Annotated in this window: 24 protein-coding genes; 9 read left to right on the top strand and 15 right to left on the bottom strand. The window is 60.4% G+C overall.

All coding sequences use genetic code 11. From position 1 onward, the window contains the following. Positions 1–6 precede the first annotated feature (6 nt). The gene (locus VCK47_RS11280; protein WP_322891194.1) at positions 7–507 is read left to right on the top strand and encodes a flagellar basal body-associated protein FliL; all 501 of its coding nucleotides are present in this window, start codon (positions 7–9) and stop codon (positions 505–507) included. On the opposite strand, the gene VCK47_RS11275 is transcribed toward VCK47_RS11280, so the two are convergent. From VCK47_RS11275 to VCK47_RS11235, 9 genes are all read right to left on the bottom strand, one after another. Next, positions 495–884, bottom strand: a complete 390-nt coding sequence (locus tag VCK47_RS11275; RefSeq protein WP_322891193.1) for a hypothetical protein — start codon at positions 882–884, stop codon at positions 495–497. The two genes, VCK47_RS11280 and VCK47_RS11275, sit on opposite strands and share 13 nt — an antisense overlap. Further along, complete coding sequence (locus VCK47_RS11270; protein ID WP_322891192.1) at positions 881–1,963, bottom strand: flagellar type III secretion system protein FlhB; 1,083 nt, start codon at positions 1,961–1,963, stop codon at positions 881–883. Before VCK47_RS11270 ends, VCK47_RS11275 begins: the two co-directional genes overlap by 4 nt. Then, complete coding sequence (locus VCK47_RS11265) at positions 1,960–2,742, bottom strand: flagellar biosynthetic protein FliR (RefSeq protein WP_322891191.1); 783 nt, start codon at positions 2,740–2,742, stop codon at positions 1,960–1,962. Before VCK47_RS11265 ends, VCK47_RS11270 begins: the two co-directional genes overlap by 4 nt. Beyond that, complete coding sequence (flhA, locus tag VCK47_RS11260) at positions 2,739–4,769, bottom strand: flagellar biosynthesis protein FlhA (protein WP_416236674.1); 2,031 nt, start codon at positions 4,767–4,769, stop codon at positions 2,739–2,741. Before flhA ends, VCK47_RS11265 begins: the two co-directional genes overlap by 4 nt. A gap of 157 nt (positions 4,770–4,926) precedes the next feature. Next, positions 4,927–7,116 carry a hypothetical protein gene (locus VCK47_RS11255; protein WP_322891189.1) on the bottom strand — a complete coding sequence of 730 codons (2,190 nt, stop codon included), beginning with the start codon at positions 7,114–7,116 and terminating at the stop codon, positions 4,927–4,929. Then, positions 7,113–7,982, bottom strand: a complete 870-nt coding sequence (gene motA / locus VCK47_RS11250) for a flagellar motor stator protein MotA (protein WP_322891188.1) — start codon at positions 7,980–7,982, stop codon at positions 7,113–7,115. The genes VCK47_RS11255 and motA overlap by 4 nt, the downstream gene beginning before the upstream one ends. Positions 7,983–8,056: 74 nt before the next feature. Continuing rightward, positions 8,057–8,626 carry a hypothetical protein gene (locus VCK47_RS11245; RefSeq protein ID WP_322891187.1) on the bottom strand — a complete coding sequence of 190 codons (570 nt, stop codon included), beginning with the start codon at positions 8,624–8,626 and terminating at the stop codon, positions 8,057–8,059. Beyond that, on the bottom strand, positions 8,623–8,979 hold the full coding sequence (locus VCK47_RS11240; RefSeq protein WP_322891186.1) for a hypothetical protein: 357 nt from the start codon (positions 8,977–8,979) through the stop codon (positions 8,623–8,625). The genes VCK47_RS11245 and VCK47_RS11240 overlap by 4 nt, the downstream gene beginning before the upstream one ends. Before the next feature lie 12 nt (positions 8,980–8,991). Then, a complete protein-coding gene (locus VCK47_RS11235; RefSeq protein ID WP_322891185.1) occupies positions 8,992–9,480 on the bottom strand; it encodes a flagellar basal body-associated FliL family protein in 489 nt (162 codons plus the stop codon). 118 nt (positions 9,481–9,598) lie between these two features. On the opposite strand from VCK47_RS11235, the gene fliF reads away from it, so the two are divergent. The 4 genes from fliF to fliP are packed head-to-tail and all read left to right on the top strand — an operon-like array spanning position 9,599 to position 12,758. After that, positions 9,599–11,185, top strand: coding sequence for a flagellar basal-body MS-ring/collar protein FliF (gene fliF, locus VCK47_RS11230; RefSeq protein ID WP_322891184.1), 1,587 nt, complete (start codon positions 9,599–9,601; stop codon positions 11,183–11,185). After that, a complete protein-coding gene (locus VCK47_RS11225) occupies positions 11,185–11,745 on the top strand; it encodes a hypothetical protein (protein ID WP_322891183.1) in 561 nt (186 codons plus the stop codon). The genes fliF and VCK47_RS11225 overlap by 1 nt, the downstream gene beginning before the upstream one ends. Then, the gene (locus tag VCK47_RS11220) at positions 11,738–12,031 is read left to right on the top strand and encodes a FliM/FliN family flagellar motor switch protein (RefSeq protein WP_322891182.1); all 294 of its coding nucleotides are present in this window, start codon (positions 11,738–11,740) and stop codon (positions 12,029–12,031) included. Before VCK47_RS11225 ends, VCK47_RS11220 begins: the two co-directional genes overlap by 8 nt. A 1-nt stretch (position 12,032) precedes the next feature. Beyond that, positions 12,033–12,758 (top strand): flagellar type III secretion system pore protein FliP, encoded by a 726-nt coding sequence (fliP, locus tag VCK47_RS11215; RefSeq protein ID WP_322891181.1) that lies wholly within the window; start codon positions 12,033–12,035, stop codon positions 12,756–12,758. A gap of 275 nt (positions 12,759–13,033) precedes the next feature. Here fliP and VCK47_RS11210 read toward each other — a convergent pair whose 3' ends face one another. The 6 genes from VCK47_RS11210 to VCK47_RS11185 form a co-directional block, all read right to left on the bottom strand. Beyond that, on the bottom strand, positions 13,034–14,140 hold the full coding sequence (locus tag VCK47_RS11210; protein WP_322891180.1) for a flagellar basal body P-ring protein FlgI: 1,107 nt from the start codon (positions 14,138–14,140) through the stop codon (positions 13,034–13,036). Beyond that, the gene (locus VCK47_RS11205; protein ID WP_322891179.1) at positions 14,140–15,144 is read right to left on the bottom strand and encodes a flagellin; all 1,005 of its coding nucleotides are present in this window, start codon (positions 15,142–15,144) and stop codon (positions 14,140–14,142) included. The genes VCK47_RS11210 and VCK47_RS11205 overlap by 1 nt, the downstream gene beginning before the upstream one ends. A gap of 2 nt (positions 15,145–15,146) precedes the next feature. Further along, the gene (gene flgK / locus VCK47_RS11200; RefSeq protein WP_322891178.1) at positions 15,147–16,595 is read right to left on the bottom strand and encodes a flagellar hook-associated protein FlgK; all 1,449 of its coding nucleotides are present in this window, start codon (positions 16,593–16,595) and stop codon (positions 15,147–15,149) included. Positions 16,596–16,613: 18 nt separating this feature from the next. Further along, positions 16,614–17,942 (bottom strand): flagellar hook-basal body complex protein, encoded by a 1,329-nt coding sequence (locus VCK47_RS11195; RefSeq protein WP_322891177.1) that lies wholly within the window; start codon positions 17,940–17,942, stop codon positions 16,614–16,616. 93 nt (positions 17,943–18,035) lie between these two features. Continuing rightward, on the bottom strand, positions 18,036–18,875 hold the full coding sequence (locus tag VCK47_RS11190; RefSeq protein WP_322891176.1) for an OmpA/MotB family protein: 840 nt from the start codon (positions 18,873–18,875) through the stop codon (positions 18,036–18,038). A gap of 81 nt (positions 18,876–18,956) precedes the next feature. Next, positions 18,957–19,352 carry a hypothetical protein gene (locus VCK47_RS11185; RefSeq protein WP_322891175.1) on the bottom strand — a complete coding sequence of 132 codons (396 nt, stop codon included), beginning with the start codon at positions 19,350–19,352 and terminating at the stop codon, positions 18,957–18,959. A 244-nt stretch (positions 19,353–19,596) separates the two neighbouring features. Between VCK47_RS11185 and chlG the strand changes: the two genes are divergently transcribed. From chlG to idi, 4 genes are read left to right on the top strand one after another with little or no spacing between them, the layout of a single operon-like run. Further along, positions 19,597–20,508 carry a chlorophyll synthase ChlG gene (chlG, locus tag VCK47_RS11180; RefSeq protein WP_322891174.1) on the top strand — a complete coding sequence of 304 codons (912 nt, stop codon included), beginning with the start codon at positions 19,597–19,599 and terminating at the stop codon, positions 20,506–20,508. Further along, entirely contained in the window at positions 20,505–21,785 is a 1,281-nt protein-coding gene (locus tag VCK47_RS11175) for a BCD family MFS transporter (protein WP_322891173.1), read from the top strand. The genes chlG and VCK47_RS11175 overlap by 4 nt, the downstream gene beginning before the upstream one ends. A 3-nt stretch (positions 21,786–21,788) precedes the next feature. Further along, the gene (locus VCK47_RS11170) at positions 21,789–22,970 is read left to right on the top strand and encodes a geranylgeranyl diphosphate reductase (protein WP_322891172.1); all 1,182 of its coding nucleotides are present in this window, start codon (positions 21,789–21,791) and stop codon (positions 22,968–22,970) included. Beyond that, positions 22,967–23,500 (top strand): isopentenyl-diphosphate Delta-isomerase, encoded by a 534-nt coding sequence (gene idi / locus VCK47_RS11165; RefSeq protein WP_322891171.1) that lies wholly within the window; start codon positions 22,967–22,969, stop codon positions 23,498–23,500. Before VCK47_RS11170 ends, idi begins: the two co-directional genes overlap by 4 nt. Positions 23,501–23,520: the final 20 nt, after the last annotated feature.

The following is a 23,520-nucleotide window of genomic DNA, read 5'->3' as shown; positions in this document are numbered from 1 at the left end:
GACATGATGAAAGCTATCCTTATCCCGGCGATCCTCGCCCTTGTCGGCACCGGCGCGGGTGTCGGTACCGGCCTGATGCTACGACCCGAGGCTGAGGACGCCGAAGCACAGGCCAGTTGCACCTGTAGCGACCTGCCAGCAGAGGGCGCCGTGGCCGCAACGCCGGAACCCGACATCGGGGCGGCGCGCGAATATGCACGGCTCAACAACCAGTTCATCATTCCGGTCGTCGAAGACGGTCGCGTGGCCGCGCTGGTCGTGCTGTCACTGAACCTAGAGGTCGTGCCAGGGGCGATCGAGAATGTCTTTGCGGCCGAACCGAAACTGCGTGACGGGTTCTTGCAGGACATGTTCGATCACGCAAACATCGGTGGTTTCTCAGGCAATTTCACCGAAGGCACAAATATGCGGGCGCTACGGAACAACCTGCTCCGGACCGCGCAGGGGGTGATCGGCAATGATGTCACCGATGTGCTGATCATGGATATCGTTCGTCAGGATTCGTAATCCATGGACCGCAGCCTGTTCGATCTGTCGTCCTTGCGCGCCTTTTCAACCAAGGCGCGGGCGGCCTGATCCCGGCCGAACAGGCCACGCAACCGCCGCTGGCGGTTGTCGATCTGCGCCAAAACCTGCGCCAGTTCCGCATTGACCGTCGCGCGCCGCTGATCCACCCATTGCTGCCAGCGCAGGTCTGCCCCTGCAATCAAGGCGGGGTCATTCTGGGGTCTTGGATCACGGGTCTTTTGTGCCAAGAGATCAGTCAGGTTCTGGCGTAAATCAGCCTCGCGCGCCTTAAGCTCGGCCATTTCGGCCTGTGCCGCCCGCAGCGCAAGACCCGTCAGGACAGCCAGTTCCCCGACCCGATCCGTTGACCGTGTCATCGCCTGCGCGCTTTCTTGCGGATCGCTTCGGCAAACCGGATCGCGGCGGCAACAGCCTGATAGTGATCTGGCGCGATTTCCTGCCCGATGGCCACAGCAGCATGCAGCGCGCGTGCGGTCGGGGGGTCGGAATGTAGGGGGACGGCATGTTCATGCGCCAGTTCCCTGATCCTTGCGGCAACTTCATCGACACCCTTTGCCACGCAGACCGGCGCAGACCCGGCCTGCCGGTCCCATTGCAGGGCAACGGCATAATGGGTCGGGTTCACGATGACGACATCGGCTTTCGGCACATCCGCAAGCATCTTGTTCATCGCGATTTCCTGGCCTCGCATGCGGCGCTGCTGTTTCATCATCGGATCGCCTTCGGATTGCTTGATCTCGTCCATCATTTCCTTGCGGCTCATCCGGTTCTTGCGCAGGTGTTCGCCCGACTGCCAAAGGTAATCGATGCCGCCCAAAAACAGCGCCACGACACAAACGATCCCCACCAGAACGACCAACATGTCACCAAGAGTTGCCATCACGAGGGCCGAAGGCAGATGAACGGACCCGATAATCGCATCGATCTGGGCAACCAGAAACACAGCCATGATCACCGTGTAGATGCACAGCTTGAGCATACTTTTGAAAAACTCGAACAGCCCTTGCCGCCCTAGCTTGTTCTTGATCCCCGACAGGGGCGAAAGGCGATCAAGCTTTGGCGCGATCTTGGACGGGGTAAAGACCAGCGCCCGCTGTGCGATGACCATCAACAAGGCCAGCACGGCTGGCACCAGAAACCATGGCACAATCGGTGCGGCTGCCGACCAGATGATTCCACCGACAATCGGGCTGCCCGACCCGTCGAATATCAGCGTGGCGATTTCCGTCGCTTGGTCCAGTATGACAAGCATGGCATCAGCCAGCGCCATCAGTGTGACATGCCCGATGGACAGGCAGACCACAAAAAAACCCCCGTATGCCGCGGCAGATGTCAGATCGACGGATTTGGCGAATTCGCCTTTCGCACGGGCGTCATCCAGTTTCTTCTGGGTCGGCTCGAACGGTTTGTCGCCGCCTTCTTCGCTCTCGCTCATTGCGGTGGTCCAAACGGGTTGGCCATAAAGCCCGTGAACGCGTTGATCCAGACGCTGAGCATCAAAGGCGCAGCGAGCAAAAGCAGCAGAAGGCCACCGGCGGTCAGCGCCGGCGCGCCGACAAACGACACCATCAGCTGTGGCATCGCGCGGTTAATCACGCCAAGTATCACATTATAGATCAGTGACGCGATCAGGAAAGGTGCTGCCAACGAAAAGCCAAGGCTGAAGGTGCGCGCAACCTGCTCGACCCCGACCTGTGCCACAAGCCCGGGGTCCAGCCCAGCGCCGAACGGGACCAGCATATAGCTATGGATCATATAGGCTGCGGCCTGAACATGCAGGCCGGACAAGGCCGCCAGCGCCGTGCCTGCAACAACCAGCATATGCCCGATCGCCGGCTGCGGATCGACCCCGGCCGTGCCGCCAAAGATCTGCGACAAGGATGTCGCTTGCGCGGCAATCGAGCCTGCGATCTGCAAAACCAGAATGAAGAACCGCAAGAACAACCCAAAGAAAAGGCCTGTCAGAACCTCCGGCGCGAGCAGGATCACTGCAGCAGGCATAGTCATGGGAACGGCGGCGATATCCGCACTGACCGCAGGGGCGACGATCAGCGTGAACATGATGCCCAGAAGCAGCCGGAGCCGGATAGGCACCGGCTGGTCGCCAAAGGCAGGCAGCACCGCCATCATCGTCCCGATGCGGATGAAAACGGCGAAACCAGCCCAAAGATAGGCCTGAGACACCGGCAGCAATGGCAACAGATCCTCGATCATGCCGGGACAAGCCCGACCAGCGCGGGGCGCGCCTCGATTCCGATTTCTTCGAACGACAGGACCGGATTCATGATCCCCTTCGCTGTCATGACCGTGCGCAGAAAGCGCCGCCGCCGCATGGTAGTCACCACGGCGGCATAGGCCCCAGCACTGGCCGCCTGCCCCAGCTTTTCGGCCAGACCATCGGCCAGTTCGTTGAACCGTTCAGGCGGCAGGGCCACGTCACCGGTCGCTCTGTCCGACCGGATTTCGAAACTGGTAAATGTGTCTTCCCATTCCGGTGCCAGTTGGATCAGCGGGATCGTTCCATCCGGGCGGCGCAGCGCGGCAACCAGCTGGAAACCGAGCCGCTGGCGCACGTGTTCTGTCACGCTATCCACCGACGGATACATCTGCCGTCCTTCCGCAACAGCCTCGATGATCAGGGGAAGGTTGCGGATCGACACACGTTCTTCCAGCAGCAGGCGCAGAACCGACAGCAACACATCGACCGGCACCTTGTCGGGTATCAGTTCATCAAGCATCTTGCGGTTGGCATCGCCGCGGGCGCGGTCGCTCAGATTGACCATCTCGTCCAGCCGCCTGCGCAACGCCTTGAAAGTCAGCAACCGCGGGAAGTTCCGCTTGACGATCTCGAGCAGATGCGTCGCCAGCACCTCTGTCGGTTGTACCGTTGTCAGGTTGTTCAGTGCTGCGGTCTCTTGTTGGCTGGGGTCGATCCAGCGCGCGGGCGCGCCGTAAACAGGCTCCTTTACCGTGGCACCGGGAATGTCGGGGCCGTCAGTATCGTTGAGCAGGGCAAGTATCTGACCTGGTCGCAGCACATCGCGGACCTGTTCGACACCCTGGATCTTGATCACATAGCACCCTGGGGGCAGGGCCGCGTTGTCGGTCAGCCTGATCTCTGGCAGCAAGACGCCAAAGCCCGTCGCGACATGGTTGCGCATGTTGACGATCCGGGCGTCAAGGCCCGTGCCGGGATCAAGGACCATATCCACCAGATCCGGCGCGAATTCGACATGGATATCGTCGAGGTCCAGCATATCACCGATGGATTCGCGTAGGGGGGCTTGTTCCTTCGTGACCGCCTGTCCTGTCTGCTCGGCCAATGTGCGGCGCGCCGCCGCCGCCAACGCAAAAGCGCAGGTGCCCAAGACCAGCCCACCCGTAATAAAGGGTAAAAACGGCAGGCCCGGCACCAGCGCGAACAGCACCATCAGCACCGCGACCGTCGCAAGCGCGGCCGGATGGCGCCCAAGCTGCGCGCCGATCGCAATATCCGTCGCCCCGGTCGCACCGCCACGCGCCAGCAAAAGCGCAGAGGCGATAGATATGATAACGGCCGGAATTTGAGAGACCAGACCATCGCCCACTGTCAGGATCGCATAGGTTTCAAAGGCCCGCCCCAGCGGCATGTCATGAACAGTTATCCCGATGATCAGTCCCATGATCAGGTTCAGTGCCGTGATCAGCAGACCGGCAATCGCATCGCCTTTTACGAATTTGGACGCCCCGTCGAGCGAGCCGAAGAACGTCGTCTCTGCCTGTTCACGTTCGCGCCGCGCCTTTGCTTCCTGATGATCGATCGCACCGGCAGCCACGTCGCTGTCGATCGCCAGTTGCTTGCCGGGCATGGCATCCAGTGCGAATCGCGCGCCGACCTCAGCCATGCGGGTCGCACCCTTGTTGATGACAACGAAGTTCACGATCAGCAGCACGCAGAAGACGACCAGCCCCAGCAACACATTGCCGCCCATCACGAACATGGCAAAACCTTCGATCACCTCGCCGGCGGCATCGGTGCCCGTATGCCCTTCGCCGATGATCAGCTTGGTCGAGGACACATTCAGCGACAGACGCAGCATCAAAGACGCAAGCAAAATCGTGGGAAATGCAGAAAAGTCCAATGGACGCTGGATGAACAGCGTGACCGTGAAGATCAGTATCGCCAGCGCGAAGGATGCGGCAAGCCCGATATCAAGAACCCATGCCGGCATGGGCAAGATCATCATCACGATGATCGCCATCAAGGCCAGTGCCAGCAATATGGTTGGCTGAAAGATGTCGCGCAGCGTCAGACCAAGCAATTGCGGGTTCTCCATGGTTGACGCGCCGACTGTTGACCAGTCCCGTCTTGGCACTCAGATTGCCGGAAATTGGTTACCAAAGCATAAGCAGCAATGATCAGAAGTCGTCGTCTGGTGGCATGAACCTGTCCAGCAGGCCATCAAGCAGAACACGGGACTGCCCAGCATCGTCCAACAGGGCACGCCCGCTTGCCAGCGGTGCGTCCTGATCGAAGACACGGCCCGCTGCATTCAACAGCGCCACACCCGCATCTCGCATCAACGGATCATCCGATTGCGCAAGGTTCGCCCAGTTGCCGGTCCGCCAGGCGGTAACATCGGGCGGGGAATCATCCAGTGCATCAGCGGCATTGCCTGCCCGAACAGACCGGGCGGCATCCCGCAACGCGACAGCGCGATCCGCGGGATCATCACGCAAGATGCGCAAGGCGGCATCGGCTTCGTTCAGATCAATCAACGCAGCTGCACGCAGATAGTTTGCGTTCAGGTCCGGTTGGGTCGGCATTTCTGGCCCAAGCACAAGCAACGCCTGATCTGGAAATCCCAACGATATCAAACGCCCCGCGACTTTCTCACGCAGCTCGACTGTCCTCAAAGGTAACGGTTTGCCCAGAAAATGGACCAGAAAACCCGCATCTGTCATGCGCGCGACTGCGGCCAAATCAATGTCCAACTGTAAATCGCCACGCCTAGCCGCATCAAATATGGGTTCCGTCTCTTCGAACAGCCTGATCGCATCGGCAAACGCGTCCACCGCTAAATGGGCAGCAATCTGAGCCGCGGCAATGTCTGCGGCGATCGGTGTCTGCGCATATTCGAAACGCAAGGCATCGGCCGTGATCATCTCGGTAGGTGGTACCGGGGTCTGTTGCCGCGCCGCTTCTGTCAGGAACCGGATCATCGCCTCTGCCGTGATCCGTGGCTCTGTTTGAGCGAGCAGTGTCAGAGTATCCAGTTCAGCAGTATCGTCGCCAAGGCGCGTCGCGAGTGTTGCCGCCGCTAGCCGTGTTGCAATGGCGGCAGGTGCGTCGCGGCGCGCCAGCCGCAATGCCTGATCCGCCGCATCGTCGTCACCGACTGCAGCAAAGCGTTCGGCAAGCCGCGGCCCAAGATGGCGCTGCATTTGTGGGGGCAGGTTACTGTGCGTGCGCAAAATCGCAGCACGATTGCTGTTTTCTGCGAGGCGATCGATCGGCGTGGCAAGAAACGCCCAAAACGCGACAGAAGATGGACAAGTTACCTGCATGTCGAGATCAGGAAATGCGACAGGTTCATCATCCACGATCTGCGCAACAAGCCGCAGATATGTCCGCTCAACGGATCCCGCGCGGTCAAGATCCAGAGTCTGGATTGCTTCACGACCAAACCCGAAATGGACATAGGTGCGCGCCAGACCAAGAACGACCTCGGGGTCGAACCGGTCAAACTCCTGCACCAGCCCTGATCGCTTCGCCGCGATCTGGTCGCCAAACGGCCGGTCGTCAGCCCATGCGGCAAGATCGACAAAGGCCTCTGGCACGCAAGCAGTGCCATCGGATGCAACCGGCGGCACAGCCGCGCCCGGCACAGCGAGAGGATCGACGCCACTCGACACCGAGATACCAGGCAAAGGCAGATCGGGGGCGACCTGCGGCGGCCTGTCGATGATCCCGCCGCTGCCCGCGATATCAGGCTCCAGCATACCGGTTGTCAGACCGCGGCCAAGGCTTTCGACGACCAGCCGTTCGAGCGCGGCCAGTTCGTCCGACACCACAGGCATCAAAGGCTGGCGTGGCGAATCGCCTTGGAAAAGCGGAAGAGGGAAAAACCGGCCAGGTCCTGTGGCGGGGTCATCTGGAAAGACCACGGGCAAGACACCTCTCCCCGTTTCAGGAGGCTGTATCGACGCGATGTCTGGGTCGATGAATTGCTCAAAAGGCGAGGCAGGGTCTGCCGGACCGTCAGCAACATCGATGACAAGAAACCGGGGTGAAGTCAGAAATACGTTTGCATTGCACGCGCAGGATACGGCAAGTCGCAGCTCGCCTGCGGCGGCATCCTGCGACACGGCCGTGATCCGCGTGTTCGGGATCAGATCGTAAAAGCGCCGCAGATCGTACCCGTCCGTTACCGGCAGCCGCAAGACATAGCCGCCCGGATCGCGACCAAAAACCCAGTCAGCCCCCGCAGGCAGTCGGACCACCACGCGCGAAAAGGTTGCGTGTTCTCCAGTCTGTACACCCACAGGCTGCGCAACAAGACCAAGCGGAAGCCAGGCCAGCAGCAGTGTGCAAAGAACCAGTCTCATGCTGCATCCTGCTTGGTCGCTTTGAGCGCATTTTCCATGTCGGCAAAGCTGGGCCGATAATGGCTGGGCATATTCTGTCGTCCAACCTCGACACAGATATTGGGCGCATGGGCATAAAGATTGGCAACAAGGACCTCGCGGATCAGCTGGTGGAAATGCGCATCATCCTCGACCACTGCTTTGACCTTGTTGGAAAAAGGGCCGACAAAGCCATAGGCAAGAAAGACACCCAGAAATGTGCCGACAAGGGCGCCGCCGATCAGTTTCCCCAAAACTTCGGGGGGTTGGTCGATCGAGGCCATCGTCTTGATCACACCAAGCACAGCTGCAACGATCCCCAATGCGGGCAAGCCGTCCGCGACCGTCTGCAAGGCATGCGAGGAATGCATCTTGTGGTGCAGTGTCGCCTCGATCCGCTTTTCAAGGATCTCCTCAACCTGATGCGGATCGTCATAATTCATCGATGCCGACCGCAAGGTGTCGCAGATCAATGCAATCGCCTCGCGGTCGCCAAGGATTTTGGGGTACTTTCCGAAGATCGTGGACGTCTCTGGCGCCTCGATATGGCTTTCCAGGGCGACGGGGTTTGTACGCGCAACACGGATCAGCTCGAACAGCAGACACAGCAGATCGCGGTAATCGTCCGCCTGCCACTTGGGGCCTTTAAAAACCTTGCCCATATCCCTGATCGTCGCCATCACCGTGGACTTGTCGTTCGCAATCGCAAACGCGCCGACAGCGGCCCCAAGAATCATCAACATTTCATAGGGGAGCGCCTTGAGAATGATGCCCATCTTGCCACCGGCGAGCAGGTAGCCCCCGAATACCGTTGTAAAAACAACGACAATGCCGATCATACCAATCATGATGTCCGTGCCTCTTCGATGACTGCAGTCCCGACATCGGGTCTACAACCCAAGTCTTAATGTTCCCTGACCATTCAGTCGGTCGGCACGTTCGCGTTCCGCCCTGCCAAGACGACGCTGAAGGAATAGGCAACCTCCGGGGGCAATTCGGCCATGATCAACGCCGAAGCCTCGGGCCGCATCATGCCCAGAAACCCCGCTGCAAACGGAGGCGGCATTTCAACGAAAAGCGCCGCGGCATCCTTGGGTTTCATGTTCTCGTATACCGACCGCAGCAATTCAAGATCCGTCGAAGAGGCCGTTTCAGCCTGCGCAATCGTGGCGTTCAACGATTCTTCTGCACGGCGCATCGCCTCGAGTTTTTCGGCGATCTCGATCTCGGCGACCCGCAATGCTTGCAAACGGTCCCGCAGCTGCCCCTCGCGCTCGGCAAGCCGCGCCTCGCGCGCCTGAAATGCAGCCAGCATTTCGGCAGGTATCATCGGCAGCGTGTCTTCCGACAGGACGGAATCAGACGTTGCAGGCTCTTGTGCGAAAGCAGGTCCAATGTAAGGACCGGCGCGGAAGACGGCTGAGAGCAGCAATAGCCCCGCGATGATGTGCAGGGTTCCGCGATGACGACGGCGCAACACGGATGCAGTCATTGCGGCCCTCGTACCACAGGTTCACGCCGCGCAAATACAGGGTTCTGTACCGGTGTCTGCCGCGCGGGTTCTGGCAGGTCATGCATGGATGCGACCAGCAGTTCGAGCCGTTGCGCCGCAGCTTCCGCGCGCGTGCTGACGTCGGCCAGCGTATCAACCGACCCTTTCGCCGTGACCTGCGCGCGATTGAGGGTCTTGGTCAGGTCGTCCACCTGCGCGGACAAGACAGCCACCGCACCGCCAACGCCCTTTTCAAGGTCGGTAAACCGGCGCAGTCTGCGCGCGAGCACCAGACAATAGAAACCGGCCCCGAACGCTCCGGACACCAACAAAATGTCTGAAATCAAGTCCATTCGCGTGCTCCCTCAGCTCAGTACGAATTCCATGATCAGCAGATCGCTGATCCGCCCATCCCCGGCGACAACCTGTACGCGGCGCAGCATCTGGCTGCGCATGCGCCCCAACGCTGCGGGGTTTTCAAGTTCGGCCAGATCGACCGCGCGCAGATAACCGTTCAACACATCAACGATTCGCGGCTTGATCGCCTCGACCTCGGCGACATGGGCAAGCGGGACCTCGAGCTGGGCGGAAAAACGCAGGTGATCCCGGCCGTTGGTCGCAGGCAACGAGATCACGAGCGGATCAAGCGCAACAAAGCCGACCGTCAGCGCCATAGATGTCGCAACAGGTTGATTCGACGATTGTGCCATATCGCCATTGCCTGCCAGCAAGCCCGATTGCACAGCGAAGAAACCACCGCCGCCGCCCAGAACGGCCAGCGCAACCCCTATGAGTAACGGCTTTTTACCAGCTTTGCGGGGGCGGTCGCTATCGGGGTCAGCAGCGGCAGTCATGGGTGTTCCTTTCAGGCTTTACAAAAAACGTCATAGCCCAAGAAGCCCTAACCGATTGTTAAGGCTCATCGTCCAAACAGGGGCATCGGCAGAATGCCCTTGATGTTGGAGAACCGCTTTGCAAAGTCTCGGCTCGGTCTGGTCGGCCCTCGACAATCCACGGCGCATCCTTGTGATCGCGGCAACAGTGGCAGTGTTCGTTGTCGTTCTCTTTCTTGCTCGCGGGGCCGGCACACGCGACATGGGGCTGCTTTACGGTGGGCTGGAGGCACGCGCGGCAGGCGATGTGATCGCGGCACTGGACCAGCGCGGCGTGGCCTACGAGGTGCGTGGCACCAACATCTATGTGCCCACCGCGATGCGGGACAACCTGCGCATGGGCCTTGCCGGGGAAGGCCTGCCAGCGACCGGCAGCCAAGGCTATGAAATCCTTGATCAGTTGTCGGGGTTCAGCACCACGTCGCAGATGTTCGACGCGGCATACTGGCGCGCCAAGGAAGGCGAACTGGCGCGCACGATCCTTGCCAACCCGAATATCCGCGCTGCGCGGGTGCATATCTCCACGCCTTCAAACCGGCCTTTCGACCGCGAACAGACCGCTACTGCAGCGGTCACTGTCACGACTGGTGGTGGCACGCTCTCGGCGTCGCATATCCGTGCCCTGCAGTTTCTGGTCGGCGCCGCAGTCCCGGGGCTCGCACCTGAAAGGGTCGCCATCATCGACGATAATGGCGGGCTTTTGTCGGACGGCGACGGGCAGGACAGCATACCAGCGGGCGAAGACCGTGCCGCCGCCCTGCGGCTCCGGGCGGAACGACTGCTTGCGGCACGCGTCGGCATTGGCAACGCCGTGGTCGAGGTGGCGATCGACACGGTCACCGAAACCGAATCGATCACTGAACGCCTTGTCGACCCCGACAGCCGGATCGCCATCAGCACCGACATCACCGAAAGCAACGGGGTGTCCACCGACAGCCGCAACAGCGGGGTGACGGTTGCCTCGAACCTGCCGGACGGGGACGCCGCAGGCGGCAATGGCGCGTCGAGCAACGAAAACAGCGAAAGCCGGACACTGACCAATTACGAGGTGTCGGAAACCCAGCGTCAGTTGCTGCGCCAACCAGGGGCGATCCGTCGGCTGACAGTGGCAGTGCTGATCAACGATGTCACTGCGACAGGCGCCGATGGCACTGTCACGACAGAAGCACGCAGCGCCGAAGAATTAGCGTCATTGCAAGAACTTGTCGCCTCTGCCGTCGGGCTCGATACCGCGCGCGGGGACGTGATCACGCTGAAATCCATGCGGTTCGATCCGATTGTGCCCGAGGGGACACTGGCCCAGGCCGGAGTAGCGGGCCTGCCGCTTGACATGATGCAGCTGATACAGATCGGCGTGCTTGCGGTCGTCGCACTGATCCTCGGGCTTTTTGTGGTGCGGCCGATCCTTGCGCCATCACGGTTGCTGCCACCACCCCGAGAGATGGACCTGATCGAAGGCACCAGTGAACCGGCCCCCCCCATGGCGATGGCAATGGCCGTGAACGACGACGCAATGGCGGATTTCATGACCAGCGGTTTCGATATGCCGGATATCAGCGATGACCCGGTCACCCGGCTGCGCCGTATGATCGCGGAACGCCAGCCAGAGACGATCCAGATCCTGCAAGACTGGATCGAAGACCCTGCGCCAGCAGGACGTAACTGATGGGCGGCGTGGTCAGCCTTGAGTCCTTCGACATGCCCCCAGTGGCTGATCCCGGGCTGAACGAAGCGTATCAAGACGGTTATGAGGCCGGTTTTGCTGCCGCCACTGATGCGGCCAATGTGGCAGCGGACAGGTTGAGAAGCGACCTTGTGCAAACACTGTCGGATATGGCCTTCACCTATCGCGAGGCGCAGCAGGATGTGATGGAATCACTGACGGGCCTGATCGAAGCGCTGGTTGAAACTGTCCTGCCCTCATGTGTCGACCTAGGCATCGCGCGGCAGATCGCGGACCTTGTCGTGGACCACCAGACAGCAAATCAAGGCGAGACGATCGTCGTCCATGTCCACCCATCCCAGCAGCACCCTGTCGCCCAAGCCACGGCGGATATCGCTGCCCGCGTCACGATCGTCGCCGATCCAACCCTGTCGCCCCATGCCGCTTGGGTCGGGCAAGCTGGCGTTGACACCCATCTCGACATGGACCGGTGCCTTTCGGACATCAGACAGATTCTCGGCCTGATAAATCATGATAATCACAGGAGTAGCGCAAATGGATGACATACACGCGGCCCATCGGATCACGGCGGACGATCACCCGCTCAACCGCATTCCGATCGAGATTTCGGTTTCCGTGGGCAAGGCACGCCCGTTGGTCAAGGATCTGCTGTGTCTTGCCGAAAATGCCGTGCTCGCCCTCGACAAGCGGATCGACGACCCTGTCGAACTCTACATCGGGGACAGGCTGATCGCCCGCGGCGAGCTACAGGAGCTTGATGGCGGCGAACCTGGTCAATTGGCCGTCCGCCTGACAGAAGTGGCGAACGACACTGGTAACCTGGCCTAGCATGCGGGTTTTTGGTCTGGCCGCCGCATTGGTTCTGGCAGCAATCACACCGGCCACCGCGCAGGATTTCGCGATCACGCTGGGAGATGACGGGTCGCTTGCGACGCGGTCTGTGCAGCTGCTCATCCTGATCACCGTGCTAAGCCTTGTGCCCGGTATCGCGATCATGGTGACTTGCTTTCCCTTTATCGTGACCGTCTTCGCTATCTTGCGCCAAGCGATCGGACTGCAGCAATCGCCACCGAATATGCTGATTATCAGCCTTGCATTGTTTCTGACCTATTTCGTCATGGAACCCGTTTTCGTCGAGGCGTGGACAGGCGGCATCGCACCGCTCATGAACGATAACATGCCCGTGGACGAAGCTTTTTTCCGGACCATGGACCCGTTGGAGCGGTTCATGGCCGCCCGGATCGAGGCTGACACCTTCGCCACGTTAGCCGCCTTGCGGCCTGATATCGACCCTAACTTGGCACCGATCGACGCTCCGTTATCAATCCTGATTCCCTCATTTCTGCTTAGCGAAATGGAACGTGCCTTTCAGGTCGGGTTCCTGATCTTCATTCCCTTTCTGATCATCGATTTGGTCGTTGCGGCAGTCCTGATGTCGATGGGCATGATGATGGTGCCACCCGCGATTGTATCATTGCCATTCAAACTTGCTTTTTTTGTCGTCGCAGACGGGTGGGGCCTTATCGCATCCAGCCTTGTGCGCAGTTACGGCTAAACAATGTAAGGGTGGAACGGCTGCGACGCATTCGCGGCACATCGCGCGCAAATAAGAACATGCGTCAGCATCAATCGACTGCCACTTGAGCGTTTAACTGGCTTGGGTGTGCCCCCGATTGCTTGGACGATGATGCTCTGCCGCACCTGTCCTTTTTGTAATGCAGGCCAATTTCGTCAAACATACCGCAACACATCGCTGGGAGGCCTTTCAGGTACAGATTGATACCAAGACCAGAGCTGATCAGGATACCGGAACCCGTTCTTGTTGCGTGGCTAGCGAACAATAAACTCGGCATGCAAAGCGCCGCTTGCCTTGATGCTTTTCAGGATGTCGATCATGTCCCGAGGGGCAACGCCAAGTGCGTTCAGGCCTGCGACGACCTCGCTTAGCGATGTACCGCCCGGAACCTCTGCAAGCCCGATTCCCGGTTCCTGCTGCAGATCGACCCCGGTGCGTGGGACAACAACGGTCTCCCCTGCGGCAAAAGGATTGGGCTGCACGACCAGCGGCGCTTCCTGTATGCGCAGCGTCAGATTGCCTTGGCTGACAGCGACGCGGCTGATCCTGACGTCTTCGCCCATGACGATGGTTCCTGACCGCTGATCAACGACGACGCGGGCGCGCCGTTCAGGTTCGACAAGGATATTCTCGATCCTGCCCAGAACATGGGCAGGGGACGACATCCGTGTTGCGGCGATATTCAACTCTACAGTACCGGCGTCCTGCATCAGTGCGACATGACCGCCGAAATGATGGTTGATTGCTTGCTCGATGCGGCCCGCGGTTGTGAAATCGGGTGTCCGAAGCGCAAGGCGCAAACGCGTCAAACCAGTGAAGTCGAAAGCAACCTCTTTTTCGATTGTGCCGCCAGATGGGATCACACCTGAAGTCGGGACACCGGTGATCACAGCCGCCCCGTCGCCTGTCGCAGAAGCACCGCCGGCAATGATGGTTCCCTGCGCGACAGCGTAGATGTCACCATCTGCGGCATTCAGTGGCGTCATGATCAATGTGCCACCCAGCAGGCTATTCGCATCGCCGATTGCCGAGACCGTCACATCCATGGGGCTGCCCGCGCGCGCAAATGGCGGAAGACTGGCGGTCACCAGCACGGCCGCGACATTCCTTGGCCGAAACTGTTCACCAGAGACATTCACGCCAAGCCGTTCCAGCGTATTGCTGAGAATTTCCTCTGTAAACGGAGAGTTGCGGAGCCCGTCGCCAGTGCCGTTCAGCCCAACCACAAGCCCATAGCCCACCAAATCGTTGGATCGGACCCCGTCGAATTCGACAAGATCCTTGATGCGGATCGGAGAGGCAGACAGTCCTTGCGGCACTATCAGCGCAAAGATCGCGATACCGAAAGTTAACTGACGCATCAAATGAACCTCAACAGGCTGAGCTGCGACAAGCGGCCAACGACGCTATAGTGCGTCTCCAGCTGAAGTTGCACGCTTTGAAGCCGCGTGGCTGTATCGAACGGATCGGCCAAGATCAGGTCGTTGACAGCCATCTGCAGTCCCGTCTCTTGCGCCGCCAATTCGGCCTGCGTTTCGGCAAGAACCGCTTGTGCCGATCCAACCCGCGACTGCATGGCAACGATTTGCGACGCAGCTCCGAACAAGAGCCCCCCAGATGCCTGAACGAGGCGCATTTTCGCCATGTCACCCAAACCCGGCAAGTCACTGGTCACCGCCGCGAGGGCGACAGCCTTGAGCGTGGCCCTGATCGCGGGGTCGTCCGCACGCGCGGATATATTGATCCGCTGATCCTGCGAAACCTGGCGCTGCAACGTGGCGCCAGTGTCGCCTTGATAACCAGCGACAGCAAATCCACCGAGCGGGTCGTCAAACCAAGACGTCACCGCTGCTTCAATCCCTGCAAACGTCCGGTCGGCGCCAATAGCCGCCTGAAGATCGGCCATCATCGCGTCGGCGGCCAGAAGCGGCGTCGTCTGCACATCACGACCGCTGAGAATGGCACGATCTGCCAGCCGGGTGTTTAAGGCGCTAACCATTGTGTCGAATGCACCCCGCGCAAGGCGCGCAGCGTCGTCGACCTGTGCGGCAGTGCTGCTGTCACTGACCAGCAGGATCTGGCCCGCCAGTTGCGACCGTGCAGAATCTACCCGCCCCAACACTGTCTGGATACCATCCAGCATCTGGCCTGTTTCACGCCCTACTAGCCGAAAACCCTCGATCTGTGCGAGCTTGTGCGTAATGCCGGTAAACCGCGCCGTCTCGCCATTCAAATGGCGCGGAATGTCGTCGACGCGCCCCGAAGACAGGCTGTTGGACAAGCGAAGCAGATCAGATTTGATCGCCCCGCCAGCACGCTGAGACAGGAACTGTTGCGCCATATCACCGACACGGGTTACCGACATCTTCAGATCTCCATCAGGCGTTGCATCATGAGGTTGACAGTCTCGATTACTCTCGCGTTCGCGGCATATGCTTGTTCGACCCGTAAAAGTACCTGCAATTCAAAGTCTGTATCGACACCGTTCGCCAGTTCCGCCACGCGCAGATTGTCCCATCTCGCAGCCGAGAAACTGACGGCCTCTTCTGCGGTCAACCGCCGCGTCCCGATATCGGCAGCAAAATCAGCGATCCGACCGGCGACAGATCGCACACTTGCGCCCGGAACGTCGGACCGGGGCGACACGAGTGCGCTAAGCCATCTATCTAGTTGTGCGCTATCGCCGCTGGGCCCCGGTAGCGTAGCATACAAGCCGTCGCGCAAAAGGCTCGGGTCGCCACCTCTGGCAGGATCGATCGACGCGGCGACAGCAATGCGTCCAGCCAACCCGACGAGATCTGCTAGATCAAGAGGGCCTGCTTCATCGGTCAGGATGCCGGGCAAACCCGCAACAATTGTGGGGTCAAGATTCGGATCCTGAAACCGCGAGATCAGATCCGCCGCAATATGGTCAAGGCCCTGCTGGGTTTCGACCAATGTTACATCCCTTGTGATGAAGGCCGCACCAAGCGACCCGCCGCCAAGCCGCCCTATCCCTGTCAGCGGATCAAGCGGCTGATTGTCCAAAGTCACACCCGAAAGCGCACCAGAGGCCAAGGTCATGTCGGCGGTGATCGTCGGCGTCGGTTCGAACCCAAACTGAACCGGCCGCCCATCAAGGAGTGTCGTTCCATTTGTCGTCATCAGCCCCACAGTACCGTTGTCGCGCATCACTTCGCGCACAGGTAAAATCGTCGCAATGTCATCAATAATCTGCTGGCGCGCATCAAGTAGCCCGGACGGATCATTGCCTGCAGCCTTGATCCTTAAGACGTCTTTGTTCAGATCTGCGACCTGCTGCAAGCCACGGTTCAGCCTTTCGATGTCGTTCTTGATTGCGGCATCGGCTTCTTGGCGCAAGGATTGGGTGCTGCGAGTCTGGGCCTGCAGGGTCATTGCGACGTCCGACAGGCGGGACACGGCAGCGGTGAGCCGCGTGGGCGATGCTGGGTCACTGCTAGCACTGATCAGGGCCTGCTCGAAAGCTGCGTAACGCGCGGCAAGTCCCGTGCTGCCATCAACGCCACCAAAGCTTGTCTCGAGGCGCACGAGGGCGTTCGCGCTGCGCTGCGCTGCCGTTAGGGCTGCGTCGGCCAGCCGCCGGTCGGCAAGCAGGCCCGGATCAGAAAACCGCGTGATCCCTTCGATGCGCACACCTCCTCCTTTGCCGCCGACCTGTGCGGCCGAGAGGGTCACGTCGCGGCGTCCATATCCTTCGGTCAGGGCATTGGAGAGGTTGGATGACACCACCTCTGCCAATCTTGAGGATGCGGTCAGGCCAGTCACGGCATTATTGAGGGCGCTGGAAATGCTCATGGGGATCGCTTCCTACGATTAGCGTTTGATGTTCGTCGTTTCCTGAAGCATTTCGTCCACGGTCTGAATCACCTTCGCGTTTGAAGAATACGCTCGCTGCGTCTGGATCAGGTCTGTCAGTTCGCCGGCGACGTCGGTGGCTGATTCTTCTCTGGCGTAGCTGACGATGTCGCCAGTGGGCCCGTCGCCTGCGTCCCAAAGGAAGAATGTTCCGCTGGTCGGCGTCACACGAAAACTCTGCTGATCAAGCGTTTCCAAACCGTTGACATTGGGAACATCGACCAGCGGAATCTGATACAAGATACGGTTGATCCCGATATCGAAAGAGGCACGGACAAACCCGTTGCGGTCAACTTCGATCGAGGTCAGGCTTCCCACCGGAGTGCCGTTCTTTGAAATCGACACCGGCGCGAATGCATCCGACAACTGCGTCAAGCCGATCGAACTGCCCAATTCGCCGATCACAATCTCCATCGGGCCGCCATTGACGGCAATCGTAAGGCTGCCTGTCGCGGGGTCGTATGGCCCGCCAAGGGCGGCAGCGGTGTTTGAAACGCTTGCCAATGTGCCCCCGCCGCCGCGGGACGCGTCAAAGACCAGTGTGTATTCGCCGACCAAATCAGGGATTCCATCGGCATCTACATCGCTTTCACTGTCGCGGATCTGCATCGTCCAGGTGTTCGATGCACCGTTCGCCGGAACGGTCGGCGTGAAGTTGAATGTCAGGTTCGAGGACGCGCCCAAGTTATCGAAGTATTCGACCGATAACGTCTCGGAATCGCCCGGCGCACCCTCTCGCGTAGAGGTCGCGGGCAGATTGACGGCAACGCTAATCCGGGTGGTGGCTTCGCCAGCGAACTGGTTTGCGTTAATCTGCACAGGGACAAGACCATCGATCGAATCGCGCGGATAGTTCGGGATCGTTCCATCGGCGAGTGCAGGCACACCAAGCAGGACAAGCCCGCCCGGACTGACAAGAAAGCCTTGGGCGTCGGGGCGGAACGACCCCGTTGTCGTCAGCAAAAGCGGGTTTTCCCCGTTGCCAACAGCAACGGCTGTGGCGGTCGTCACGGGCAACAGGCCCCGCCCCCGCACGGCAAGGTCGGTCGGATTGGAGGTCGTGACCAAAGCACCGCGTTCGTCGATCAGGCGCGTCACGCTGGTGCGCACGCCACCTGCCGAATATGTTCCCCGCCCGCTTTCAATGACCATCGATTCAAAATCAGTGACCGCCCGTTTATAGCCAAAGGTCGATGAATTGGCGATATTGTCGGAAATCGTCGCAAGCCGGGACGCGTTTGCAGCGAGCCCCGAAACGCTCGCGTTCATGGAGGAGGATATGCTCATTCAGGGGCCTTTCCGACGCTTGGGTCAATCACTTCTATCGGGATACGGGCCGCGTCTTAACATCGCCCTAACGGCTAAAATCCAAACCATATTCTATCGGATATCTGATCGCAGCAGGATCACTTCGAGCCTGTTGTTGCGGGCCGCAGTGGTGTCAGCAACGGCGGGCTGCCGGTCGCCGGCGGCAATCTGCCGTACGATCCGCAACGGGTTAAGCCCACCATCCTGTAACATCACACGCATAGCCGTCGCGCGATCCTGCGACAGGCCCCAGACGCCATCATCACGCAATGGAACCGGCCGTGCGCTAAGATGGGCCGTCACGGTGACAGGATTGCTGACGCTTGCGAAAAGGCGGGCAAGGAGCGCGGCAATCTCCATCATCACGGGGTTCGGATCGCTGGTGTTGTCGGTAAAAAGCTGCGTGTCCGGCAGATCGAAGATCTCGATGACCAAACCTTGGTCCGTAAGACGGGTCACAACATGCCGCAACGCCAGTTCCGAGATCAGGCTTTCGCCACCCTGCCCCATCAGAATTGCCTCTATCTGTTGAAGGGCCGCGACTTGCGCGGCATCGGCCGCATCCTGCGCCGCCTCGTCCTCGGTGCGGACGGGCATGGCCCCAAGCGTCGGTTGCGCCGCGCCGGTACCGCTTTGCGACAGCGTTTCGTCGGTAAACACACTGTCACCGCCGAAAGCACCACTGCCACCGCCGGATATTCTGTTAATCGGAATCGTCGGGGCGAAGTAGTCGGCGATGCCTTTGCGTTGCTGTTCAGTCGTCGCGTTCAACAACCACATCAGCATGAAAAACGCCATCATAGCGGTCACAAAGTCCGCGTAGGCGACTTTCCAAGCGCCGCCATGATGCCCGCCACCGGCGATCACCTTTTTGCGTTTGATGATCGTCGGCGTATTCGCCCCTTTAGCCATCTTGCCACCTCTGCCACCTGGCCCGAGGTCTAACCGCGCAAATGTGAAAGCAGGCTTAACGTTGCAATACGCGTAAAATCTTCACGGTTCGTGCAGCATATCGCCGACTGGCCCCTCGCCAAGCCGTGCAAAGCAAAGGTTGATCCCCGCGCGCGCCTCTTCAGCAGAAATGATGGCCGCAAGCATGGCTTGTGACAAAGCCACAAAGCCGACGCCATAATCCTTGCGGGAATCGCAGGCCTGCAAATCAATGACCAATGTCCTCAGATCCCGGCGGGCGTCACCCAGTTGATGGACCAGATCCTGCAACCTGTCATCCGGCGGCATGATCCTGTCTGCAAGACGTAACAACAGCGCATGTTTGCGGCGGAGTTCGGTTTGCAGCACCGGATCATCCGTTGTGTCGATACGCAGCTGCAAGCCGACGATCCGGTCGATCAGATCGGCCGGATCGGCCGGGACAAGGATATCTGTCATCGGAACTGTTCCACTTGGGGTCGCGTTGGAAAGGCCGTCAGCGCGGATGCAGGCGCTGCAATGCGACAAGATCGTAAACCGTAATTCTTGTCAAAATACCCACCGTACGGTGGTCGGCACGGGGGACTTGATCGGTTTGCGGTTTTGTGGCAACCGCCGCGCCCCTCTTGACGCGACCGATTGGCGCACTGTCAGCTTTAGTTTACACTTGCTCTGTCGCATTATGTCACTCTAAACTGACAGTATGAGCATTATGTCCGATCTCGAGGTAAATCACCCGCTGCGCCGCTGGCCCGAGCCAAAGGCGATGTTGCGGCTGATCAAACCTGTGACATGGTTCCCGCCGATGTGGGCGTTGCTTTGCGGGGTGGTGTCGTCTGGCGTCGGTTTTACGGGCAACTGGACGCTGGTCCTGTTGGGTGTCCTGCTGGCTGGACCTATCGTCTGCGGCATGAGTCAGGCCGCGAACGACTGGTGTGACCGGCATGTCGATGCGATCAACGAACCGGATCGCCCTATTCCGTCTGGCCGGATACCGGGGCGCTGGGGCCTGTGGATCGCACTGGCAATGACAGCGCTAGGGCTGGCCGTTGGCTATAGCTTGGGGCCTTGGGTGTTTGGCGCGACGATCCTCGCGGTGGTCGCGGCATGGGCCTATTCGGCGGAACCGGTACGCGCCAAGAAATCGGGCCTTTGGGGGCCGGCGCTCTGCGGGCTGGCCTATGAGACGCTTCCGTGGATCACGGGCGCCGCGATCCTGACATCAGGTGCGCCGAGTGTTTCCGTCATCGTGATCGCCGTCCTTTACGGGTTGGGCGCGCATGGGATCATGACGCTGAACGATTTCAAGGCGGTCGAAGGCGACCGCGCGATGGGCCTGCGATCCTTGCCCGTCACGCTGGGGCCAGACTGCGCCGCCCGCGTCGCCTGCTGGGTGATGGCGGTGCCGCAGGTCGCGGTGATCGGGTTGCTGGCCTATTGGGGCTTTGCCTTCCATGCGCTGGGCATCGTCGCGATGCTGGCCGTGCAACTGGCCGCGATGCGGGTGCTGCTGCGCGATCCTTTGGGCAAGGCGCAATGGTATCAGGGCATGGGCATCCTGTTCTACATCAGCGGCATGATGATCGCCGCGACAGCACTGGGGTCGATGGCATGACGCTGACATGGGCGCAGATTTTCCGGTTGGGTCTGGTGCAGATGGCGCTGGGCGCGATTGTCGTGCTGATGACCTCGACACTGAACAGGCTGATGGTCGTTGAACTCGCCCTGCCTGCGGTGATCCCCGGCCTGCTGGTGGCGCTACATTATGGTGTGCAGATGTCGCGGCCCAAGTGGGGCCATGCCTCCGATGCAGGCGGGCAGCGCACACGCTGGATCATCGGCGGGATGGTGGCGCTGGGCATTGGTGCCTTGGCTGCGACGGTCGGGTTGATGGTGCTGGAAGCCTCGTTTCTGTGGGGCATGATCCTATCCATCGCCGCCTATGCGCTGATCGGCGTGGGCGTCGGCGCGTCGGGCACGTCACTGCTGGCCCTGCTCGCCACCACCACCGCCCCGCACCGGCGCGCAGCGGCGGCGACGATCACCTGGCTGATGATGATCTTCGGGATCGCCATGACAGCGGGAATCGTCGGCAAACTGATTGACCCCTACACCCCGCTGCGCCTGATCGAGATCTTGGCTGCCGTCGTCCTGATTGCCATCGCCGTGACCTGTCTGGCCGTCTGGGGGGTCGAGCGGGGCTTGAAAGTCACCCGCGAACCTGACCCCACCCCCTTCCGCGAAGGGCTGGCAGAGGTCTGGGCCGAACCGAAGGCGCGCAATTTCACGCTGTTCGTGTTTCTGGCGATGACCGCCTATTTCATGCAGGAGCTGATCCTTGAACCCTATGCCGGTCTGGTCTTTGGCCTGACACCGGGGCAGACCACGTCGCTCTCGGGTGCGCAGAATGGCGGGGTGTTCATCGGCATGCTGACCGTGGGCATCATGGCGACAGGGCTGAAAATCGGGGCCTTGCGCAACTGGGTCGTCGCGGGCTGTCTGGGGTCGGCGGGTGCGCTGGCCATCATCACGCTGCTGGGACCTGTGGGGCCGGGCGCGCCGATCCTGCCTGCTGTCGTCACCTTGGGTTTCTTCAACGGCATGTTCGCTGTCGCCGCCATCGGGTCGATGATGGCGCTGGCCGGACAAGGCCGTGAGCGGCGCGAAGGCACGCGGATGGGACTGTGGGGCGCGGCGCAAGCCATCGCTGCCGGTTTCGGCGGGCTGCTGGGCGCGGCCATGGCCGATGTCCTGCGCCTGTCCCTGACCGATACGCAGGCCTTTGGTGCCGTGTTCCTTTTCGAAGCCAGCCTTTTCATCGCTGCGGCCCTTGTCGCCGCCAAAATCATGGATCGCAAAATGCCGTCCGCAACCCTCGTTCCGGGAGAATAGCCAATGCAATATGATGTCGTCGTCGTAGGTGCGGGGCCTTCCGGGGCCACTGCTGCCGAGGATCTCGCCCGGTCAGGCCACAAGGTCGCGTTCATCGACCGCGAAGGCCGGATCAAACCCTGCGGTGGCGCTGTGCCGCCCCGCCTGATCGCGGATTTCTTCATCCCCGACGACCAGATCGTCGCCAAGGTGAACACTGCGCGCATGATCTCGCCCACCGGACGGCAGGTCGATATCCCGATCGAGAACGGCTATGTCGGCATGGTCGACCGCGAACATTTCGACGAATTCCTGCGCAAACGGGCCAAGGCCGCAGGCGCGCACCGCTACGCCGGCACCTTTACCAAAATCGTACGGGACAGTGACGGCACCCATGTCGTCTATCGCGACAAGATCAGCGGCAACGACATGCGGCTGACGACGAAACTGGTTATCGGCGCCGATGGCGCGCGGTCCAACGTCGCGCGCGCGGAAATCAAGGATGGCGACAAGATCCCCTATGTCATCGCCTATCACGAGATCATCGAGGCCCCCGCCGCCAACGCGACCTATGATCCGATGCGCTGCGATGTGGTCTATGACGGTCGCATCTCGCCCGATTTTTACGGCTGGGTGTTCCCGCATGGCGCGCAGGCCAGTGTCGGCATGGGGTCGATGCTGAAATCCGTCGATGTCAAACAGGCCACCGCCGATCTGCGCGCGGCATCCGGCCTGACCGATTGCAAGACGATCCGCCGTGAAGGTGCGCCGATCCCTCTCAAACCGCTCGATTGCTGGGACAACGGGCGCGATGTCGTGCTGGCGGGCGATGCGGCGGGTGTGGTCGCGCCATCCTCGGGCGAAGGGATCTATTACGCCATGGTCGGCGGGCGCGTGGCGGCGACTGCGGCTGCGGCATGTCTTGCCTCTGGCAGGGTCAAGGACCTGCAACTGGCGCGCAAATTGTTCATGCGGGAACACAAGCAGGTGTTCCGCGTTCTGGGTGCCATGCAGAACGCCTATTACCGCAGCGATGAACGGCGCGAACGCTTTGTGTCCCTGTGTCATGATGTCGACGTGCAAAAGCTGACGTTCGAGGCTTATATGAACAAGAAACTGGTAAAGGCACGCCCCATGGCGCATTTGAAAATCGGTATCAAGAACCTTGCGCATCTGACGCGACTGGTGTCGCCGCTGCGGACGTGACGATCATGATCCCGGCCTGGGTGAACGGCAAACTGCAACCTGTCGAAAAGCTGGCAGCGCATCAGCGCGGGCTGAAACACAAGGCAGTCAGCGTTTTCGTGATGAACCGCGGGCGCGTGCTGATCCAGCAGCGTGCGCTGGAAAAATACCACACGCCGGGGCTCTGGGCGAATACCTGCTGCACCCATCCCGAATGGGACGAAGACCCCGCCGATTGCGCATTGCGCCGTCTGGACGAGGAGTTGGGGATCACCGGCCTTTATCCCGCGCATCGCGACCAGATCGAATACCGCGCCGATGTGGGCGGTGGCCTGATCGAACACGAGCTGGTCGAGGTTTATGTGGCCGACGCCCCCGACAACCTGCACGTCACCCCGAACCCGTCCGAGGTGATGGCGACCCGTTGGGTGGATTTCTACGACCTGTCGGCGGATGTGACCCGCCACCCCGAACATTACACCCCTTGGCTGCAGATTTACCTGCGCGACTATCAGGATGCGATCTTTGGTGATCTGATGCGCGCGGTCTGACCCCTTTCCGTCAGCGCCCA

Origin of the sequence: Yoonia sp. 72, assembly GCF_034652275.1 — a bacterium.
In the GTDB taxonomy this organism is placed as follows: domain Bacteria; phylum Pseudomonadota; class Alphaproteobacteria; order Rhodobacterales; family Rhodobacteraceae; genus Yoonia.
Note: the sequence above shows the minus strand (reverse complement) of the source record. Positions and strands in the feature narration are given on the sequence as shown.

Bases quoted from the DNA above. Each gene is read 5' to 3' on its own strand.
- VCK47_RS11270 (WP_322891192.1), bottom strand. From the start codon at position 1,963: ATGAGCGAGAGCGAAGAAGGCGGCGACAAACCGTTCGAGCCGACCCAG.
- VCK47_RS11235 (WP_322891185.1), bottom strand. From the start codon at position 9,480: ATGACTGCCGCTGCTGACCCCGATAGCGACCGCCCCCGCAAAGCTGGT.
- motA (WP_322891188.1), bottom strand. From the start codon at position 7,982: ATGATTGGTATGATCGGCATTGTCGTTGTTTTTACAACGGTATTCGGG.
- VCK47_RS11205 (WP_322891179.1), bottom strand. From the start codon at position 15,144: ATGTCGGTAACCCGTGTCGGTGATATGGCGCAACAGTTCCTGTCTCAG.
- VCK47_RS11275 (WP_322891193.1), bottom strand. From the start codon at position 884: ATGACACGGTCAACGGATCGGGTCGGGGAACTGGCTGTCCTGACGGGT.
- VCK47_RS11175 (WP_322891173.1), top strand. From the start codon at position 20,505: ATGACGCTGACATGGGCGCAGATTTTCCGGTTGGGTCTGGTGCAGATG.
- VCK47_RS11280 (WP_322891194.1), top strand. From the start codon at position 7: ATGAAAGCTATCCTTATCCCGGCGATCCTCGCCCTTGTCGGCACCGGC.
- VCK47_RS11240 (WP_322891186.1), bottom strand. From the start codon at position 8,979: ATGGACTTGATTTCAGACATTTTGTTGGTGTCCGGAGCGTTCGGGGCC.
- VCK47_RS11195 (WP_322891177.1), bottom strand. From the start codon at position 17,942: ATGAGCATATCCTCCTCCATGAACGCGAGCGTTTCGGGGCTCGCTGCA.
- VCK47_RS11170 (WP_322891172.1), top strand. From the start codon at position 21,789: ATGCAATATGATGTCGTCGTCGTAGGTGCGGGGCCTTCCGGGGCCACT.
- VCK47_RS11210 (WP_322891180.1), bottom strand. From the start codon at position 14,140: ATGCGTCAGTTAACTTTCGGTATCGCGATCTTTGCGCTGATAGTGCCG.
- fliP (WP_322891181.1), top strand. From the start codon at position 12,033: ATGCGGGTTTTTGGTCTGGCCGCCGCATTGGTTCTGGCAGCAATCACA.
- VCK47_RS11220 (WP_322891182.1), top strand. From the start codon at position 11,738: ATGGATGACATACACGCGGCCCATCGGATCACGGCGGACGATCACCCG.
- VCK47_RS11245 (WP_322891187.1), bottom strand. From the start codon at position 8,626: ATGACTGCATCCGTGTTGCGCCGTCGTCATCGCGGAACCCTGCACATC.
- VCK47_RS11265 (WP_322891191.1), bottom strand. From the start codon at position 2,742: ATGATCGAGGATCTGTTGCCATTGCTGCCGGTGTCTCAGGCCTATCTT.
- VCK47_RS11255 (WP_322891189.1), bottom strand. From the start codon at position 7,116: ATGAGACTGGTTCTTTGCACACTGCTGCTGGCCTGGCTTCCGCTTGGT.
- VCK47_RS11225 (WP_322891183.1), top strand. From the start codon at position 11,185: ATGGGCGGCGTGGTCAGCCTTGAGTCCTTCGACATGCCCCCAGTGGCT.
- VCK47_RS11185 (WP_322891175.1), bottom strand. From the start codon at position 19,352: ATGACAGATATCCTTGTCCCGGCCGATCCGGCCGATCTGATCGACCGG.
- flhA (WP_416236674.1), bottom strand. From the start codon at position 4,769: ATGGCGATCATCGTGATGATGATCTTGCCCATGCCGGCATGGGTTCTT.
- chlG (WP_322891174.1), top strand. From the start codon at position 19,597: ATGAGCATTATGTCCGATCTCGAGGTAAATCACCCGCTGCGCCGCTGG.
- flgK (WP_322891178.1), bottom strand. From the start codon at position 16,595: ATGAGCATTTCCAGCGCCCTCAATAATGCCGTGACTGGCCTGACCGCA.
- VCK47_RS11190 (WP_322891176.1), bottom strand. From the start codon at position 18,875: ATGGCTAAAGGGGCGAATACGCCGACGATCATCAAACGCAAAAAGGTG.